This is a genomic window from Mesorhizobium sp. L-8-3 (genome assembly GCF_016756615.1).
In the GTDB taxonomy this organism is placed as follows: domain Bacteria; phylum Pseudomonadota; class Alphaproteobacteria; order Rhizobiales; family Rhizobiaceae.
In genome coordinates this window covers 5,372,995-5,391,840 of the sequence record NZ_AP023262.1, presented here as the reverse complement: position 1 = coordinate 5,391,840, position 18,846 = coordinate 5,372,995, and the positions used below count along the sequence as shown (strand labels likewise).

Sequence of the window (18,846 nt, the reverse complement as noted above, 5' to 3'; positions counted from 1 at the left end):
AAGGCGGTGGCCGGGCCGGCTACCGTCAATTGGATGAGGGGTTTATCGTGAGAATATTGCGCAAAGGTTTATTTGCGGCAGCCATTCTGGCAACGACGGCCCTGTCTCCGGCATCCGCCGAAACGCTGACCGGTGCGATGGCCAAGGCGTATCAGAACAATGCGGAGATGAACGCGGCGCGCGCCGGCGTGCGCGTAACCGACGAAGGCGTGGCCATCGCCAAGTCCGGTTATCGTCCGATCATCGCAGGGACGTCGTCGGTCACGCACACTTCGGAGAGCGGTGTTCTAAACTCGCAGCGGCTCACTGTCGGCAGCTTCGGCATCGAGATCCAGCAGAGGCTTTTCGACGGTTTCCAGACAAGGAACAATGTGCGGGCCGCTGAGGCCCAGGTGCGCGCTTCCGACGAAAGGTTGCGCAACACGGAGCAGACGGTGCTCTTCAATGCAGCGGCGGCGTTCATGGATGTCATCCGCGACCGTCAGGTCGCGGTACTGCGCCAACAGAACCTCCAGTTCCTCGAGGAGCAGGTTCGTGCGGCCAAGTCGCGCTTCGAGGTGGGTGAGGGAACGCGTACCGACGTCGCCCAGGCAGAGGCCAGCCGCTCATCGGCCGTTGCCCAACTCGCCTCGGCGCGTGCGAATGTGCTTTCCGTGGAGGCCGTCTATCGGCGGGTGATCGGCGAGACGCCGGGCAAGCTGGCGTCGCCGGCCGCTGCCAAGGGACTGCCCAAGAACGTTGACGAGGCGATCTCGATTGCAGCCGTGCAGCATCCGGCGATCCTTGCGACCGAACATCTCGTCGATGCCCAGAATTTCGTCGTGAAGTCGACCGAGGGGCAACTGCTGCCGCAACTGTCGGCGTCGGCCGGGCTTTCGCGCACGAACCGCTCGACTTCGCCGGCTGCGGTCTCGATCTTCGGCTCGTCGGACGGACAAAGCGATTCGGCGACGATCGGCGCAACGCTGTCCATTCCGCTCTATCAGGGCGGACGCGTGGCGGCACAGGTTCGGCAGTCGAAGGAGCAACTCGGCGAGGCGCGCATCGAGGTCGACGTGACGCGCGACCAGGTGCGTGCAGCGGTCGCTTCGGCCTGGGCCCAGTTCATCGCTGCCCAGGAGGCGGTGGCCGCCAATCGCGACGAGGTCTCCGCGGCCAAGCTCGCCTTGAACGGCGTCATCGAGGAGCGCAATGTGGGGCAGCGCACGACGCTCGACGTGCTCAACGCGCAGGCCGACGTGATCACCGCGCAGATAAACCTCGTGTCGTCCGAGCGCGATGTGGTGGTGGCGAGCTATGCCATCCTGTCCGCGGTCGGACGGCTCTCTGCCGGCCGCGTCGGCCTGAACGTCGTCGAGTACAAGCCTGACGAGCACTACAACGCCGTCAAGGACAAATGGTTCGGCCTGAGGACTCCCGACGGCCGTTAAGGCATGTCTCCCGAAAGTGGGAACCGGTTTCGGGACGAAGACATGCGTAAGAGCAAATAAAGCACGTCTCCCAAGAGTGGGAACCGCTTCGGGGCCAGGGACATGCATGAACACCTCAAGCGCGCAAAGCGAATCCGATAGATCGCGACGCGCCTTGAGAGCGCCGGGCGGTCACATAGTTGTGTGAAAGCGCCTGCACGACCCCTTGAGGGATTCTATCGCGGCCCGTGCTCCGCTACGCTACCAGTTGATTCGGAACCGTTTTTTCCAGCATGCGGCGGCTGCGGCAGGCCGCCAGGGTGGCGAATGTGACGATGGCACAGGCAAGCAGCGCGCAACGCGAACCTTCGATGGAAGAGATCCTCGCATCGATCCGGCGGATCATCGAGGACAGCGATCAGGGCCGTAAGCCCGTCGAGGCGGACCTGCAGGGGCGCTACGACGTGGCGAGTGAGCGCAACGAGGCCGCTGTCATCGAGGTCGACGCCTTCCGCGCCGAATTGCGGGGCAGGATCGATCGCGACCATGATCCGCGGCAGTCCGAAGTGAAGGACGAGGCGCAGCCCGCCGTGGCATCGGCGCCGGAAGCCGCGCCGGACCTCAAGCCTCTCTATGCCGCCGGCGAAAGCGCGCGACCGGCTGCCCTCGCGGAGGTGAGGCCGCCCCTTGAGCCCTTTCAGGACGAGATTCAGGCTGATGTCGAAGACACTCTTCCGGAGGCCGTTCCGCTTCCGGAGGCGGTGAAGCCCGCGGCTGCCACGCCGCAGCCGGAGGCCGCCGAACCTCCGGCTCCGCCGGTGGCGCGACCGGCGATCATCTCGGAGCAGGCCGGCCGACAGGTGGCCGCTGCTTTCGGCGAATTGTCCGAGGCCTTTGCCGCCAGCCGCCGCAAGAGCTTCGACGAGATGGCGGAGGAGATGCTGCGGCCGATGCTGCAGGATTGGCTGGACAACAACCTGCCGACGCTCGTTGAGCGCCTCGTACGCGAAGAAATCGAGCGCGTCGCCCGCGGCGGATAATCAGCGATCTCCGCTTCTCTGGCTTCGCCCGGTCAGCCGTTCCCCCGGGCTAGGCGGGTTTTGGCAATCGCGCGTCGGTGAATTCCGGCTCCGCAGGCTGTCGGAGTGCGGCGCTTGTTGACTTGGCGCCACCCATCCGGTTTACAGCCGGGCAACGGACCCCTCAAAGCTGCGGAATTACCCATGCTTGACAAGACCTACGACGCAAGCGCCGTCGAGCCGAGGATCGCCAGGACCTGGGAGGCGGCCGACGCATTCCGCGCCGGCGCGGGCGCCGAACCGGGCGCCGAGCCCTTCGCCATCGTGATTCCGCCGCCCAACGTCACGGGCTCCCTGCATATGGGCCATGCGCTCAACAATACGCTCCAGGACATCATGGTCCGCTTCGAGCGCATGCGCGGCAAGAACGTGCTCTGGCAGCCAGGCATGGACCATGCGGGCATCGCGACCCAGATGGTCGTCGAACGCCGCCTGATGGAAAAGCAGATCCATCGACGCGACATCGGGCGCGACGAGTTCGTCCAGAAGGTCTGGGAGTGGAAGGCCGAATCCGGCGGCATGATCTTCAACCAGCTGAAGCGGCTGGGGGCGTCGGCCGACTGGTCGCGCGAGCGGTTCACCATGGACGAGGGCCTATCGAAGGCCGTCATCGAGGTCTTCGTCACCCTCTACAAGCAGGGCCTCGTCTACAAGGACAAGCGCCTTGTGAACTGGGACCCCAAGCTGCTCACGGCCATCTCGGATCTCGAGGTCGAGCAGCAGGAGATCAACGGCAATCTTTGGCACTTCCGATACCCGCTCGAAGGCGCCGTGTTCGATCCCGAGAATCCGACCACCTATGTCACAGTCGCCACGACCCGGCCCGAAACCATGCTGGGCGATACGGGCGTCGCGGTGAATCCCGGCGACGAGCGGTTCTTGCATCTGATCGGCAGGAACATCGTTCTGCCCCTGGTCGGCCGTCGGATCCCTCTGGTCGGCGACGACTATTCGGATCCGGAGAAGGGAACGGGCGCGGTCAAGGTCACGCCCGCGCATGACTTCAACGACTTCGACGTGGGCAAGCGCCATCGCCTGCCCACGATCAACATCATGACCATCGAGGCGAACATAAACCTAAGGGAAAACGAGGAGTTCCTTGAAGGTCTTGAAGCAGGGCGCGAGCTCGATGCGGTGATCGATGCCCTGCATGGGCTGGGCCGTTTCGAGGCGCGCAGGAAAATCGTCGAGATGATGGAGACGGGCGGCTTCCTCGCCAAGGTCGAGCCGCACCGCCACGTCGTTCCCCATGGCGACCGCAGCGGTGTACCGATCGAGCCGTTCCTTACGGACCAGTGGTACGTCAACGCGGCCGAACTGGCCAAGCCGGCGGTTGCGTCGGTTCGTGAAGGCCGCACGAAGTTCGTCCCGAAGAGCTGGGAGAAGACCTATTTCGAGTGGATGGAGAACATCCAGCCGTGGTGCATCTCGCGCCAGCTCTGGTGGGGCCACCAGATACCGGCCTGGTACGGGCCCGACGGCCGGGTCTTCGTCGAGAAGACCGAGCAGCAAGCGCTCGACGCCGCGGTCGAGTATTATCTGGCGCTGGACGGACCGTGGAAGGCCTGGGTCGAGGACCAGCTCGAGAACTTCGAGCCGGGCAATATCCTGACCCGCGACGAGGACGTGCTCGACACCTGGTTCTCTTCGGCGCTGTGGCCGTTCTCCACGCTCGGCTGGCCCGATCAGACTCCGGAGCTGAAGACCTACTACCAGACCGATGTGCTGGTGACCGGGTTCGACATCATCTTCTTCTGGGTTGCCCGGATGATGATGATGGGGCTGCACTTCATGGACAAGGAACCGTTCCACACGGTCTATGTCCATGCGCTGGTCCGCGACAAGAACGGCGCCAAGATGTCGAAGTCCAAGGGCAACGTCATCGACCCGCTCGAACTGATCGACGAATACGGCGCCGATGCGCTGCGCTTCACCCTCGCCATCATGGCAGCCCAGGGGCGGGACGTTAAGCTCGACCCCGCCCGGGTCGCCGGGTATCGGAACTTCGGCACCAAGCTGTGGAACGCGACACGCTTCGCCGAAATGAACGGCGTCGCCCGCAACGACGAGTTCCCGCTGGTCGAGGCGAAGCTGACGATCAATCGCTGGATCCTGACCGAGCTGACGCGGGCGGCGAAGGAGATCACCGACGCGATCACCTCCTACCGCTTCAACGATGCTGCCGGCGCGGCATATCGATTCGTCTGGAACCTGTTCTGCGACTGGTACCTGGAGCTGCTGAAGCCGGTCTTGTCCGGCGAGGACGAGGCTGCAAAGGCCGAAAGCCAGGCCGTTGCTGCATTCGTGCTCGATGAGGTCTACAAGCTGCTGCACCCCTTCATGCCGTTCATGACCGAGGAGCTTTGGGCCCATACAGCAGGCGAGGGCAGGGAGCGAACCACGCTGCTTTGCCATGCCGCCTGGCCGGCGCCGAAGTTCGTGGATGCCGAGGCCGCGGCCGAGATCAACTGGCTTGTCGACCTCGTGTCGGGCATCCGCTCGGTGCGCTCCGAAATGAACGTGCCGCCCTCGGCGATCGCGCCGCTGGTGATGGTCGGGGCCAACGAGACGACGCGCAGCCGGCTGGAGCGCCACGAAACGGCCATCCAGCGCCTGGCCCGCATCGGCGGGATCGACCATGCCGCGGAAGCACCGAAGGGCTCGGCGCAGATCGTAGTCGGCGAGGCGACGGCCTGCCTGCCGCTCGGCAGCCTGATCGACCTCAAGGCCGAGGCGGCACGCCTGAAGAAGGAGCTCTCCAAGGCCGCCGACGAAATCGGACGGGTCGACAAGAAGCTCGCCAATCCGCAATTCGTGGCCAAGGCGGCGGAAGAGGTCGTGGCGGCCGAGCGCGAGAAGCTTGCGGAGCTCCAGGAGGCGCAGCAGCGGTTGAAGGTCGCCCTGTCGAGGGTCGAAGACGCCGACTGAGGCGACCGGCTTCGAACCGGGCGCGGGTGCTCGCCGCGGCCGGGCATCCTTTCGACTAGTCGAGGGCCTGCCTCATTTGATGGGGCGGGCCCGTTTTCTTTCTTGCAACTGGCATCCCTCGGACCGAGTGCGCCCCCTGCCGATCATTTCGGCGCCCTTGGCAACAGCACGGGAAACTCGCGATGGCGGCCCTTGCCGCCACCGCGCATCGAGCGCGATCCGGCTTTGTGACGATTAAGCAACACTCTCTCAAGAAGGATTGCGCTATAGGAGGTGCGGGAGGACTTGCCTACTTCCCGCCATAAACCCGGCGCACCCCGGATGCTGTCTTCGAGCGGGTGCCAGACTGGGTGACCGACAAGGCAAACCGCGCCGCCCCCGGCAAGGAAAAAGATGGACGCCAAAGCGATCTCCAAGGCCAAGTTGCCGAGCCGGCACGTGACGGAAGGTCCGACACGCGCACCGCATCGCTCCTTCCTCTACGCCATGGGTCTTTCGACCCGGGAAATCGCCCAGCCGCTGGTCGGCGTGGCGAGCTGCTGGAACGAGGCGGCTCCCTGCAACATATCGCTGATGCGCCAGGCCCAGGTGGTCAAGAAGGGCGTCGCCGCCGCCAACGGCACGCCGCGCGAGTTCTGTACCATCACCGTCACAGACGGTATTGCCATGGGTCACCAGGGCATGAAATCGTCGCTGGCGTCGCGCGATCTGATCGCCGACTCCGTCGAGTTGACCATGCGCGGTCATTGCTACGACGCGCTGGTGGGGCTGGCCGGCTGCGACAAGTCTTTGCCAGGCATGATGATGGCCATGGTCCGGCTCAACGTACCGTCCATCTTCATCTATGGCGGTTCGATCCTGCCCGGCGCCTATCGCGGCCGCCAGATCACCATCCAGGATGTGTTCGAGGCCGTCGGCCAGCATTCGGTCGGCACCATCACCGATGCCGATCTCCTCGAGGTCGAGCAGGCCGCCTGTCCATCGGCAGGCTCCTGCGGTGCTCAGTTCACCGCCAACACCATGGCGACGGTTGCCGAGGCGATCGGCCTGGCCTTGCCTTATTCCTGTGGCGCGCCAGCGCCCTACGAGATGCGCGACCGCTTCAACTTCGCTTCGGGCGAGAAGGTGATGGAGCTGCTGGCCAGGAATATCCGGCCCCGCGACATCGTCACGCGCAAGGCGCTGGAAAATGCGGCCGCGGTGGTCTCGGCGACCGGGGGGTCGACCAATGCCGCCCTTCATTTGCCGGCGATCGCGCATGAATGCGGCATCGCCTTCGATCTCTTCGACGTGGCCGAGATCTTCGAGAAGACGCCCTATATCGCCGACCTGAAGCCTGGCGGCAAATATGTCGCCAAGGACATGTTCGAGGCCGGCGGCATTCCCCTGCTCATGAAGACCTTGCTCGAGCATGGCTATCTTCATGGCGACTGCCTCACCGTCACCGGCCGTACTTTGGCCGAAAACATGGAGCACGTTGCCTGGAACGATCATCAGGACGTTGTGCGACCGGCCGACAAGCCGATCACGACGACCGGTGGCGTGGTCGGCCTGAAGGGCAATCTGGCTCCGGACGGCGCGATCGTGAAGGTTGCGGGTATGTCGGTGCTTCAGTTCACTGGGCCGGCGCGCTGCTTCGATAGCGAAGAGGAGTGCTTCGAGGCGGTGACGAGCCGCAACTACAGGGAAGGCGAGGTTCTCGTCATCCGCTACGAGGGTCCCCGGGGCGGGCCTGGCATGCGCGAGATGCTGTCGACGACGGCCGCGCTCTATGGCCAGGGCATGGGGAGCAAGGTGGCCCTCATCACCGATGGACGTTTTTCGGGGGCGACGCGAGGCTTCTGCATCGGCCATGTCGGGCCGGAGGCGGCGGTCGGCGGCCCCATCGGATTGTTGAAGGACGGCGACATCATCACCATCGATGCCGTCAACGGAATACTGGATGTGAAGCTGCCGGACACCGAGCTGGCGGCGAGAGCGAAGAAATGGAAGCCTCGGTCGACGGACTATCAGTCGGGCGCGCTGTGGAAATACGCACAAACGGTCGGGTCGGCCCGGGAAGGGGCCGTCACGCATCCGGGCGGAGCGAAAGAAACACACTGCTATGCGGATATTTGACGTAGTACGAGTTGCCGCGTTTTCGACCGTTTTCGCCTCGGCGACGTTGGCGGCGGGCGGTGCCTTGGCTTTTGACGAAAAGGTATTCGACAGCAAGACCGGCGTGAAGGCGCAGGCGAGCCCATGGGCGGTTTTCCGCTTCGGCTTTTCCGCCTATCAGAACGGCCACAAGGACCAGGCGGTCGAGGCCTACAAATACGCCGCTGAGAACGGTCAGCTTGGCGCGACATGGAAGCTCGCGCGGATGTATGCGGAAGGCGACGGCGTCAAGCGCGACGACTATGAGGCGTTCAAGTTCTTCGCCGAGATCGCGCAGCAGGATGTCGAGCCTGGCAGCCCCGAAGAGAGCTACGTATCGGATGCGCTGGTGGCGCTGGGCACCTATCTGAAGAAGGGCATTCCCGGAAGCCCTGTCTCCGCCGACCCCGTCGCGGCGCAGGAATACTACATGCGCGCGGCCGCCAATTACCGCAACCCCAGCGCCCAGTTCGAGATGGGCAAGATGTTCCTCAAGGGTGAGGGCGGGGTGAAGGCGAACATCAAGCAGGCCGGCCGCTGGCTGCAGCTCGCCGCAGAGAAGGGGCATGCCGGAGCGCAGGCGACCCTCGGCCATCTGCTCTTCCAGGGCGGCAAGGTGGTGAAGGGGCTGGCCATGATGACGGCCGCGCTCGAACGCGCCAGCCCGTCCGACCGGGTCTGGATCCGCGGCATGCAGGAAGAGGCCTTTGCCGTGGCTCCCGAGGCTGACCGCCGGACAGCGATCGCTCTGGCCGAGGACATTCTGGCCAAGGGTAACGACGGCCGCTAGATCCGAGCCTTGCCGGGCACGCTGCCAACCAACCGAGTCGGGCGCGGCTCGCTATTCGTAACCGCGGGTGCCGGGCGGCTTGTCACCGGGGACAAAGGTTGCGCGCCGGCCGTGGGGCAACCGTCCCTGATCTTCTTCCAGGACGAATTGTTGAGCACCTTGTCGCATCGGGCGAGTTGGCTGCCGTTGGGGAGCTTCAGACAGGCGATCTCGCCATGATCGTACGTACGGCCGTTTGCGAGGCACTGGCACTCGGCATAGACCACATGAGGCGATGCAGCGAGCATCGCGGCTGCAAGCAGGCAGGTGGCGTCCTTCCGCATGCCGGAAGTTTAGCACATCCTGAAATGTCCGCCATACGTTGCTGCCGACGAAGGCGGAGGTTCCCGGCCGGCGGACGGTCTAAGCCGCCTCGAGAGCGAGATCGACGGCTACAGGCACGTGGTCGGACGGTTTCTCCCAGGCGCGCACGTGTTTCTCGATCGACGCGGACGACAGCCGATTGGCCGCCTCGGGAGATAGCAGCAGATGGTCGATCCGGATGCCGTTGTTCTTCTGCCAGGCGCCTGCCTGATAATCCCAGAAGGTGTAGATCCCGGGTGAGTCGGTCACGGCCCGGACAGCCTCGGTGAAGCCGAGATGGCTCAGTCGCCGGAACGCCTGCCTCGTTTCGGGCTGGAACAGGGCATCGTTCACCCACTCCTCGGGCCGCCGCGCATCGGCCGGCTCGGGGATCACGTTGTAGTCTCCGGCGAGCACCAGCGGCTCCTCGAAGGCGAGGCGCTCCGCCGCCCAGCGTTCCAGCCGCTGCATCCAGGAGAGCTTGTAGGAGAATTTCTCCGTGCCGATAGGGTTGCCGTTTGGCAGATAGAGCGACACGACGCGCAGGGCGCCTTTCGACGTGGAGAAGACGCCCTCGATGAAGCGCGCCTGCTCGTCGCCGTCGTCGCCGGGCAGGCCGCGATTGACCTCGTCGAAAGGCAGCTTGGACAGCAGCGCCACCCCGTTGAAGCCCTTCTGGCCATGCGTCTCCACGTGGTAGCCGAGCGCCTCGACCTCGGCGCGTGGGAACTGCTCGTCGACCGTCTTGATCTCCTGCAGGCAGGCGATGTCGGGGGCGCTTTCCTGCAGCCAGTGCAGCAGGTTGCCGATGCGGGCGCGCACGCCGTTGATGTTCCAGGTGACGATTTTCATGAATACCGCGCGAGAATTTCAAATATTTCTTGATGGTAGAATCCGCTGACGCGGCCAATCCTGCACCATCCCGTACCGGAAGGGAACCGGCCTCGGGGTAACAAAAGGGGAACCCAATGTCTTCAACCACGCATCCCGTGGACGAGGTGCTGCCTGCGCCCCGTCTTGCCGCGCTGGGCATCCAGCACGTGCTCGTCATGTATGCCGGCGCAATCGCCGTGCCTCTGATCATCGGCCGGGCACTGAAGCTCGAGCCGGAGCAGGTCGCCTTCCTGATCTCGGCCGATCTCTTCGTCTGCGGCCTCGTCACGATCATCCAGTCCTTCGGGGCCACTCAGTGGTTCGGCATCAAGCTGCCGGTGATGATGGGCGTCACCTTCGCCGCGGTCGGACCGATGGTCGCCATGGCCAACGCCAATCCCGGCGTCGACGGCGCCCGTCTTATCTTCGGCGCCATTATCGGGGCGGGCATCGTCGGCCTGATCATCGCGCCGCTGGTCAGTCGCATGCTGCGCTTCTTTCCGCCCGTGGTCACCGGCACCATCATCGTGGTCATCGGCGCGTCGCTGATGCGAATCGGCATCAACTGGATCTTCGGCAATCCGGTGGGCCCGACAGCGCCGAAGCTGGTGGCGCCGGAACATGCCGAATGGCTGAAGGCTGTGGGCGAACTCGCGGCTGCACCGGGTGCGACCATCCCGGCGATCCCCGAAAAGCTCGCTTTGGCCGCGACGGTGCAGAACGCGGCCTATGCGCCCGTCTCCAATATCGTCATATCGGCGGTCGTGCTGGGCTCGATCCTGCTCATCGCCCGCTTCGGCAAGGGTTTTGTCGCCAACATCGCGGTGCTGCTCGGTATTCTCGTCGGCGGCGTGCTGACCGCGTCGCTCGGCATGATGCATTTCGACAAGGTGGCGACGGCCGGCTGGTTCGCGCTGGTGACTCCGTTCCGGTTCGGCATGCCGATCTTCGATCCGGTGCTCATCATCACCATGACGCTGGTCATGATCGTCGTCATGATCGAATCGACCGGCATGTTCCTGGCGCTCGGCGACATGACCGGAAGGAAGGTCACGCAACCCATGCTGTCGGCGGGCTTGCGAACCGATGGTCTCGGGACGCTGATCGGCGGGATCTTCAACACATTCCCCTATACGAGCTTCTCGCAGAATGTGGGGCTGGTCGGCGTCACCGGCGTGCGCAGCCGTTTCGTCTGCGTAGCCGGCGGCGTCATCCTCATCATACTCGGGCTCGTGCCGAAAATGGGCGCGCTGGTCGAGGCACTGCCGACCGTGGTGCTCGGAGGAGCCGGACTGGTCATGTTCGGCATGGTGGCCGCGACCGGCATCCGCATCCTGTCGAATGTCGACTTCAAGACCAACCGCAACAATCTCTTCATCGTCGCGGTCTCGGTCGGTTTCGGCATGATCCCGCTGGTCGCGCCCGACTTCAAGATGTGGCTGCCGCACGGCATCCACCCGCTGATCGAGTCGGGCATCCTGCTGGCTTCCGTCTCGGCTGTGGTGCTCAACGTGTTCTTCAACGGCACGCAGGGCGACGAGGCCGGTACGCGCGAAGCGGCTATGGCCGCAGAGGCCTGATCGTCGGACGCCGCGTCTCCGGAAGGAGGCGCGGCGTTTCGAGTTGCGGGGCCGCTGAGGGGCGGCCCTTTTCGATTCTCCCCGATTTCCAGGCAGGAACGCCGGTCATGTTCCCGGCCGGGTCGTTCGGAAAGGCCTTGCCAAAGGCCAGGTCGGCATCCGGCGCGCCGGAAGCTGGCTCGACTTGCCGCGATGTTGTCGGGCCGATTTCCGGCCGGACGACGTCAGATCGAGAAGCTGGTCCCGCAGCCGCAGGAGGCGACGGCGTTGGGGTTCTTGATCTGGAAGGACTGGCCCATCAGGTCGTCGACGAAGTCGATGACGGAGCCGCCCATGTAGACGAGCGACAGATCGTCGATCAGCACCGTCGCGCCGTTCTTCTCTATGGCAAAGTCGTCGTCGTTGCGGCCGTCGACCAGATCGAACTTGTAGGAGAAACCGGAACAGCCGCCGCCCTCGACGGCCACGCGCAAAGCTGTCTTGCCGGGCTCGGTCGACAGGATCTTGGTGATCCTTTTCGCCGCAGCGTCAGTCAGCTCGACTTTCATGCCGGTCTTTGCGTCAGCGCCCATCGACGTCACCTTGCTTTCGCCTTCACATCATAGGTATGAAGCGCCAACAGGCAAGTCAACCGGCGGCGAACCATGACGAGAGCGAGGCAACTCGGCGACATCGGCTTCGGTTACAGGCCGCGGGCGCCCTACGCCAGCGATCCCGCCCGATCGCGGGGCCGCTTCTACGACGAGGTCGAGAGCCCGACCCGCACGCCCTTCCAGCGCGACCGCGACCGCATCATCCATTCGACCGCCTTTCGCCGGCTGAAGCACAAGACCCAGGTCTTCGTGGCGCATGAGGGCGACCATTTCCGCACCCGGCTCACCCATACGATCGAGGTGGCCCAGATCGCCCGCGCCCTGGCACGGGCCCTGCGTTGCGACGAGGACCTCGCCGAGGCCGTGGCGCTGGTCCACGATTTTGGCCACACGCCGTTCGGCCATACCGGCGAGGACGCCCTCAACGACAAGATGGCGGCCTGGGGCGGCTTCGATCACAATGCGCAGTCGTTGCGCGTTGTGACGAAGCTGGAGCGTCGCTATGCCGAATTCGATGGGCTCAATCTGAGCTGGGAAACACTCGAAGGGCTGGTCAAGCACAATGGCCCGCTGACTGACGGCCAGGGCAACGGCCTCGAGGGGCCGCTGCCCCAGCCGATCCGGGACTTCAACGAACTCTTCGATCTCGAGCTCGATCGTTTCGCGAGCCTCGAGGCGCAATGCGCCGCGATAGCCGACGATATCGCCTACGACACGCATGACATAGACGACGGCCTGCGTGCCGGCCTGCTGACGCTCGACATGCTGGAGGAGGTGCCGCTCTCGGCGCAGATCCTGGCCGGTGTGCGGGCGCGCTATCCGGCGCTGGACGCCGTGCGCACCGGCCATGAGCTGATGCGGCGGCAGATCACGATCATGGTCGAGGACGTCATCGCCACGGCCGCCGCCAAGATTGCTGCGATGCGGCCCCAAGGCGTCGCCGACATCCATGGCGCGGGTCATGCGATCGTGACCTTCTCGGCGGAAATGGCGGCGGCGGAGAAGACGCTCAAGGCCTTCCTCTACAGGAACCTCTACCGCCATCCCGACGTGATGCGGGTGCGCGCCGATGCCGAGCGCATCGTTCGCGACCTGTACGATGCCTATTTCGCGGATCCTCGGGCGATGCCGGAAGGATGGCGCGAAGGCCTGGACCGCGCCGAAGACAAGGTCAAGGCTCGTTCCGTGGCCGATTTCCTGGCGGGGATGACCGACACCTACGCCGTCAAGGAACATCGGCGGCTGTTTGACCATACGCCGGATTTGAGCTAGAGCCCGCGCGAATGCCCGGGTTCCGCGGCGATTGCCGTCGAGGTCGGGCGCCGCTCGGCGTTGCGGGCCACGATGTCTCGCCGCCGTCCCACTATCCAGAGATCGACCAATGAACATCTTCGCCGAATTCAACGAGCGGATCAAAAAGATCGTCCAAGACCTTGACTTGAAAGACAAGGATGGAGGTGTTCTCGATCTGGGCCGCATCGCCGTCGAGCCGCCGCGAGATGCTTCGCATGGCGATCTCGCGACCAATGCCGCCATGGTGCTGGCCAAGCCGGCCGGGCAGAACCCGCGCGCGCTGGCCGAGAGCATAGCCGCCGCGCTGCGTTCCGACGGCGATGTTTCCGCGGCGGAGGTGGCGGGCCCGGGTTTCGTTAATCTGAGGCTCAGCGAGCGCTTCTGGCAGGCCGAGCTTGCCGGCATACTCGATGCTTCGACGGATTACGGCCGCTCCGATATCGGTGGCGCCCGCAAGGTGAATGTCGAATATGTCTCGGCCAACCCGACGGGGCCGATGCATGTCGGTCACTGCCGCGGCGCGGTGGTCGGCGACACGCTGGCGAATCTGCTGGATTTTGCCGGCTACGACGTGACCAAGGAATATTATATCAACGATGCCGGCGCACAGATCGACGTGCTCGCCCGTTCCGTGATGCTGCGCTACCGTGAGGCGCTGGGCGAGGGGATCGGCGAGATTCCACCCGGCCTTTACCCCGGCGACTATCTGGTGCCGGTCGGTCAGGCTTTGGCCGGCGAATTCGGCAGCAAGCTTCTGGAGATGCCGGAGACCGAGGCCCTGGCGATCGTCAAGGACCGGACCATCGAGGCCATGATGGCCATGATCCGCGACGATCTCGCTCTGCTCAATGTACATCACGAAGTGTTCTTCTCCGAGCGCACGCTGCATGCCGACAACGCCAAGGCAATCCGGGCCGCGATCAGCGACCTGACGCTCAGGGGCCATATCTACAAGGGCAAGCTGCCGCCGCCCAAGGGCGAGAAGCCGGAGGATTGGGAGGATCGGGAGCAGACGCTGTTCCGCTCGACGGAGGTCGGCGACGATATCGACCGGCCGCTGGTCAAGTCGGATGGCACCTTCACCTATTTTGCCGCCGACGTCGCCTATCTGAAGGACAAGCTGTCGCGCGGCTTCGAAGAGACGATCTTCGTTCTCGGCGCCGACCATGGCGGCTATGTCAAGCGCATGGAGGCCCTCGCCAGGGCCCTGTCGGGCGGCAGCCTGAAGCTCACCGTTCTGCTGTGCCAACTCGTGAAGCTGTTCAGGGCCGGCGAGCCCGTGCGCATGTCCAAGCGGTCCGGCGACTTCATTACGCTGCGCGAAGTGGTGGAAGAGGTCGGGCGGGACCCGATCCGCTTCATGATGCTCTACCGCAAGAACGATGCACCGCTGGATTTCGACTTTGCCAAGGTCACCGAGCAGTCGAAGGACAATCCCGTCTTCTATGTGCAATATGCCTCGGCGCGGACGCATTCGGTCTTCCGTCAGGCGAGGGAACAACTCGGCACCGGCGACTTCAGCCGCGCCGCGCTGAAGGCTGCTGTGCACCGCCTGGCAGACGAGGGCGAAATCGGCCTGGTCAAGAAGCTCGCCGAATATCCCAGGATGATCGAGCAGGCCGCCCAGTCGCATGAGCCGCATCGTCTGGCGTTTTACCTTTATGATCTTGCCAGTGCCTTCCATGCCCACTGGAACCGCGGCACGGAGAATATGGACTTACGTTTTGTTAAGGTTAACGACCCAGAATTGACCCATGCCAGACTCGGGCTGGTGCAGGCAGTTTCGGACGTTCTAACGTCAGGCCTGGCGCTGATCGGGGCCGATGCGCCCACGGAGATGCGCTAGGTTTAGCGGAAAACCTGTCACCTTTTGCCCACATTGCGCTGGTAACGGCCAACCCGAAGATGCGTGCCCTGTGCGCATTTGGAGTGCGAGTATGGGAAAAGTAATGGCAGACAGCAGCCAGCTGAAACGCGCCGATCCCGCCGATCTCGGCGATGACGATCCCTTCGCGGAACTGACCAGGATCATGGGATTCGATCCGCGGGTCCCGGTCAGACCCGGCGCGTCGGCGCCGACAAGGCCGCAGGCCGAGGAGTCCGCTTTCGCGGCGCAATCCGAGCCGGATCTGGAGCTTTCGGCCGAGGATTTCAGCATCGATCTCGAGAAGGAACTGCTTGGCGACTTCGCGATCGACGACGAGCCGTTAGCCGCCGCCACGCCGTCTGTGAATGTGCAGGAGCAGGCGCTCGGGGCTGCCGCCTCATCCCATGCTGACGACCTGGGGCACGATATGGATGCGGCCTTCGCCGCGGATCTCGAAGGAGAGTTGCTTCGCGGTGACGGACTGAGGGCCGTCGATACGGCAATCGACCGCCGCGCCGAGGAGCCCGAGGCGGGGGCACCGGAGATCGACGAAGGCGACTTCGCGATCGACGACGAGCCGTTCGCCGCCGCGGCGCCGTCTCCGAATGTGCAGGAACAGGCGCTCGGGGCTGCCGCCTCCTCCCATGCCTACGGCTTGGGACAGGATATGGATGCGGCCTTCGCTGCGGATCTCGAAGGAGAGTTGCTTCGCGGTGACGGACCGATGGCCGTCGATACGGCGATTGACCGCCGCGCCGCGGAACCCGAGGCGGCGGCACCGGAGATCGACGAAGGCGACTTCGCGATCGACGACGAGCCGGCCGCCGCCGCCACGCCGTCTCCCAATGTGCACGAACAGGCGCTCGAGGCAGCCGCCCCATCCCATGCCGGTGACCTGGGTCATGATATGGATGCGGCCTTTGCCGCGGATCTCGAAGGGGAGTTGCTGCGCGATGACGGGCCGGGGGCAGTCGATGTCGCGATCGACCGCGCCGCGGAGCCCGAGGCGGCGCCGGAGGTCGACGAAGACGACTTCGACCTGGCATTCGCAACCGATCTCGAGGACGAACTGCTGCAGGAACACACCGAGCCTGCCTTCGACGAGAGGATGGCCCCGCAGTTGGAGTCGCGCGGCCTCGAAAGCGACCCTTCGCGGGAGCGCGCCGAGCCGGCTCCCGGCGAAACGAATGCCTATCCACGCCAGGAACAGGCGGACGACGCGTTCGACGAGGCTGACTTCGATGCCGCTTTTGCCGTCGACGACGAGCGCATGGCCGACAACGCCGAGCGGGTCTCGTTCCTGTATGGCGAGGAGGAGCCTGAGGCCGTCGCTCCAGGAGATGCCGACGATCTCGACGCCGTCTTCGGGCGGAATTTCGTCGGTGAAGAACAGTCGGAAGAGTTCGACGAGCCTGTCCGTTTCGAGGATCGCCGGCACGGCGAAGTTGAAGCAAGCGAAGAGCACGAGCTTTCCGCCGAGGACGTCGAACTCCTCGCCGCGCTGGAGCCCGACGTCATGGAGCAGCGTTTCGACGATGCGGCGCCTCCTCGGGGCGAGGCGCCGCGGGCGGCCGAAGTTGACGATCTCGACCTCGACGTGGCCATGGCCGATGTCGACATGGATTTCGGCGCTGACGCCGAGACCCCGCGCCAGGAAGGCTACGGCGTCCATGACGGCGAGCCGCTCCAGGCCGGCGAGATCGATTTCGACGACGAGGATGGTGCCGTCTTCGACGGCGGTGTCGAAGAGGCGCAGGCGGAAGAATCGCCGATGGTCTATGTGCCTGCGGCGCGCGCCGACATCGCGGCGCCGGTCGAGGCTTCCGCCGACATTGCCGTTTCGGATGTGCATGATCAGGAAGAGCTCAGCCTTGAGGACGAGCTCAATGCCCTTCTCGGCAACAGCGTGCCGCGGGCCGAATTGACCCGCGGTTACGACGCGCCGCCGCTTTCGGCGTCGTCGGCGTCGGTTGTCGAGCACGCGCCGCTGCCCAGCGCACCCGCCCCCGACGATAAGGCTTACATTGACGACGCGGCCTACGCCAATGACGAGGAGGATTTCGCCGGACCATCCTATCAGCTTGCCGAGGTCGAACACGACGAAGGCGATGCGGCCCTCGCCGAAGATGAGCTTGAGTTCGACGACCACGCGTTCGACGCAGCATTCGAGAACAGCCTTGCCGCTGACGAGTATCAGGAGCAGACAGTGAATCACGATCCTTATGCCTCGTTGCGGCAGGCGGCATCGCAGACGGCCTCGCATCTGCATGCGGCCGCGTCGAACTGGCGTCCCGCGGCGGCGCATGAGGACATTCCCGATATCGAAACGATCGATGTGCCGGAGTCTGCGACGGCGCTGGCCGACGACCTCGATATCCCGGAACTGGCCTATCAGGACGAGGTGCGCGCAACTCCGGCATTCGACGAGTTCGAATCCGAATTCGCCGCCGTCTTCGCCGATCAGCCCCAGACGGAGGAGGCGAAGCCGCGCGCCGTCGAAACGGGCGGCTACTCCGATGCCAATGGCGGCTATGGCCAGCATTACCGGCAGGCGGCGCCGGCCGAAGCCGACAACAGCCGTCTCTACGCTGCCGGCGTCGGCGCGGCAGCGGCCGGAGCGGCCGCCTATGCCTCAGCCAGGCCGGCCGAGCGTCGCGATGCCGACCTGCTCGAAGATTTCGACGAGGCGGCACCGGCTGGAAGCCGCGGGCCCGAGACCCATGCCGGCGTCGATGAGCTCGACTATGACGGCCTCGACGAGGAGATCGCGTTGCCGGCCTATGCCGAAGAGCGTGCCGCGGGTCGGCGTCGCGGCATGATGGTCGCCGCGATCGTCGGCGGTGTCGCGGTGCTGGGTGGCGTCGGTGCTTTCGCCTTGTCCTTCGGCGGCGACGGCTCGGATGTCCCCGCGATCGTCCGCGCCGACGACACGCCGATAAAGGTGCGGCCCGAGAATCCGGGCGGCACGTCGGTCCCGAACCAGGACAGCAAGGTCTACGAGACGGTCGCGGGTTCCAATTCCGGCGCTCAGACGGCCGTGGCGCAGCCGAGGCTGATCAGCAGTGCCGAGGAGCCGGTCGATATGGCTGCCAAGGTCCCGGCTCAGGCGCCGGCCGGCGAAGCGGAAACGCCGACCATGCCGATGGTCGCTGACGAGGTCGCCGACCTGCCCTCAGGCGACGACGAGATCGCGGAAATCGCTTCCAAGGCAGAGGATCGCGTCAATCCGTCCGCCGATGCCTCCCAGGCGGCGACAGACAACACGGAAGTCGCCGCCGTCACGCCGCGCCGCGTCCGTACCATGGTCGTACGGCCCGACGGATCGCTGGTTCCGCGTGAGGATCCGGCTCCCGCCGCCGCTGCCGAGCCGCGGGGCGCTGCCGAGGCCATGATGGAGACGGCGCCGGCGAAACCCGCCGCCGAACCGCAGGCGACCAATACGACATCTGCCCCTGCGCAGGTGCCGGCCGCTGCGAAGCTGCCCGCCAGGTCCGTGACCTCAGGTACGCCGGCCACCGTGCCGGTCGCGCCTCCGCGGCCCGCCGACCAGCCGATCGACGTCGTCGGCGAAGTCAAGCCCGAGCAGGTCGCCGCGGTCAGCCAGGGTGCTTCAGCCGGCGGATGGTCGATGCAGATCGCTTCCCAGCCGAGCGAGGACGCAGCCAAGTCGTCCTATCAGGATCTCTCCCGGCGCTATGCCAGCGTGATCGGTGGCCGCGACGCCACGATCGTGAAGGCCGAGATTGCAGGCAAGGGCACTTACTGGCGGGTTCGCATTCCGGCCGGAAGCCGCAACGAGGCGGTCAGCCTCTGCGAAAGCTACAAGTCGGCCGGCGGCAACTGCTTCGTCTCGAAGTAGCCTGAGGCAGGCTTCTCGATCAGGCGGCGCGGCCATCCTGGTCGCGCCGTTCGCCTTTGGAAGCTCCCGTCGCGCAGAAGTGCGGGAGATTCCATAG

The 18,846-nt window shown here is 65.0% G+C and carries 11 protein-coding genes; 9 read left to right on the top strand and 2 right to left on the bottom strand.

From position 1 onward, the window contains the following. The first annotated feature begins 47 nt into the window (after window positions 1–47). The 5 genes from JN302_RS24980 (at window position 48) to JN302_RS24960 (ending at window position 8,342) form a co-directional block, all read left to right on the top strand. Window positions 48–1,430 carry a TolC family outer membrane protein gene (locus JN302_RS24980; RefSeq protein WP_202329506.1) on the top strand — a complete coding sequence of 461 codons (1,383 nt, stop codon included), beginning with the start codon at window positions 48–50 and terminating at the stop codon, window positions 1,428–1,430. A 314-nt stretch (window positions 1,431–1,744) separates the two neighbouring features. After that, window positions 1,745–2,449, top strand: a complete 705-nt coding sequence (locus tag JN302_RS24975; protein ID WP_202329505.1) for a PopZ family protein — start codon at window positions 1,745–1,747, stop codon at window positions 2,447–2,449. A 183-nt stretch (window positions 2,450–2,632) separates the two neighbouring features. After that, a complete protein-coding gene (locus JN302_RS24970; RefSeq protein WP_202329504.1) occupies window positions 2,633–5,416 on the top strand; it encodes a valine--tRNA ligase in 2,784 nt (927 codons plus the stop codon). A gap of 393 nt (window positions 5,417–5,809) precedes the next feature. Further along, window positions 5,810–7,534, top strand: a complete 1,725-nt coding sequence (ilvD, locus tag JN302_RS24965) for a dihydroxy-acid dehydratase (RefSeq protein WP_202329503.1) — start codon at window positions 5,810–5,812, stop codon at window positions 7,532–7,534. After that, on the top strand, window positions 7,521–8,342 hold the full coding sequence (locus JN302_RS24960; protein WP_202306327.1) for a tetratricopeptide repeat protein: 822 nt from the start codon (window positions 7,521–7,523) through the stop codon (window positions 8,340–8,342). The genes ilvD and JN302_RS24960 overlap by 14 nt, the downstream gene beginning before the upstream one ends. A gap of 402 nt (window positions 8,343–8,744) precedes the next feature. Here the strand turns inward: JN302_RS24960 and xth are convergent, their stop codons facing one another. Continuing rightward, the gene (xth, locus tag JN302_RS24955; RefSeq protein WP_202329502.1) at window positions 8,745–9,536 is read right to left on the bottom strand and encodes an exodeoxyribonuclease III; all 792 of its coding nucleotides are present in this window, start codon (window positions 9,534–9,536) and stop codon (window positions 8,745–8,747) included. Between the two features lie 116 nt (window positions 9,537–9,652). Here xth and JN302_RS24950 point away from each other — a divergent pair, with 116 nt between their 5' ends. Continuing rightward, on the top strand, window positions 9,653–11,137 hold the full coding sequence (locus JN302_RS24950) for a nucleobase:cation symporter-2 family protein (protein WP_202329501.1): 1,485 nt from the start codon (window positions 9,653–9,655) through the stop codon (window positions 11,135–11,137). 224 nt (window positions 11,138–11,361) lie between these two features. Here the strand turns inward: JN302_RS24950 and erpA are convergent, their stop codons facing one another. Next, on the bottom strand, window positions 11,362–11,709 hold the full coding sequence (erpA, locus tag JN302_RS24945) for an iron-sulfur cluster insertion protein ErpA (protein ID WP_202329500.1): 348 nt from the start codon (window positions 11,707–11,709) through the stop codon (window positions 11,362–11,364). A gap of 72 nt (window positions 11,710–11,781) precedes the next feature. Between erpA and JN302_RS24940 the strand changes: the two genes are divergently transcribed. The 3 genes from JN302_RS24940 (at window position 11,782) to JN302_RS24930 (ending at window position 18,749) form a co-directional block, all read left to right on the top strand. Next, window positions 11,782–13,002, top strand: a complete 1,221-nt coding sequence (locus JN302_RS24940) for a deoxyguanosinetriphosphate triphosphohydrolase (protein ID WP_202329499.1) — start codon at window positions 11,782–11,784, stop codon at window positions 13,000–13,002. 109 nt (window positions 13,003–13,111) lie between these two features. Further along, window positions 13,112–14,869 carry an arginine--tRNA ligase gene (gene argS / locus JN302_RS24935; RefSeq protein WP_202329498.1) on the top strand — a complete coding sequence of 586 codons (1,758 nt, stop codon included), beginning with the start codon at window positions 13,112–13,114 and terminating at the stop codon, window positions 14,867–14,869. Between the two features lie 103 nt (window positions 14,870–14,972). Continuing rightward, entirely contained in the window at window positions 14,973–18,749 is a 3,777-nt protein-coding gene (locus JN302_RS24930; protein ID WP_202329497.1) for an SPOR domain-containing protein, read from the top strand. Window positions 18,750–18,846 lie beyond the last annotated feature (97 nt).

Bases quoted from the DNA above. Each gene is read 5' to 3' on its own strand.
- JN302_RS24960 (WP_202306327.1), top strand. From the start codon at position 7,521: ATGCGGATATTTGACGTAGTACGAGTTGCCGCGTTTTCGACCGTTTTC.
- JN302_RS24970 (WP_202329504.1), top strand. From the start codon at position 2,633: ATGCTTGACAAGACCTACGACGCAAGCGCCGTCGAGCCGAGGATCGCC.
- argS (WP_202329498.1), top strand. From the start codon at position 13,112: ATGAACATCTTCGCCGAATTCAACGAGCGGATCAAAAAGATCGTCCAA.
- JN302_RS24975 (WP_202329505.1), top strand. From the start codon at position 1,745: ATGGCACAGGCAAGCAGCGCGCAACGCGAACCTTCGATGGAAGAGATC.
- JN302_RS24930 (WP_202329497.1), top strand. From the start codon at position 14,973: ATGGCAGACAGCAGCCAGCTGAAACGCGCCGATCCCGCCGATCTCGGC.
- ilvD (WP_202329503.1), top strand. From the start codon at position 5,810: ATGGACGCCAAAGCGATCTCCAAGGCCAAGTTGCCGAGCCGGCACGTG.
- JN302_RS24940 (WP_202329499.1), top strand. From the start codon at position 11,782: ATGACGAGAGCGAGGCAACTCGGCGACATCGGCTTCGGTTACAGGCCG.
- xth (WP_202329502.1), bottom strand. From the start codon at position 9,536: ATGAAAATCGTCACCTGGAACATCAACGGCGTGCGCGCCCGCATCGGC.
- JN302_RS24950 (WP_202329501.1), top strand. From the start codon at position 9,653: ATGTCTTCAACCACGCATCCCGTGGACGAGGTGCTGCCTGCGCCCCGT.
- erpA (WP_202329500.1), bottom strand. From the start codon at position 11,709: ATGGGCGCTGACGCAAAGACCGGCATGAAAGTCGAGCTGACTGACGCT.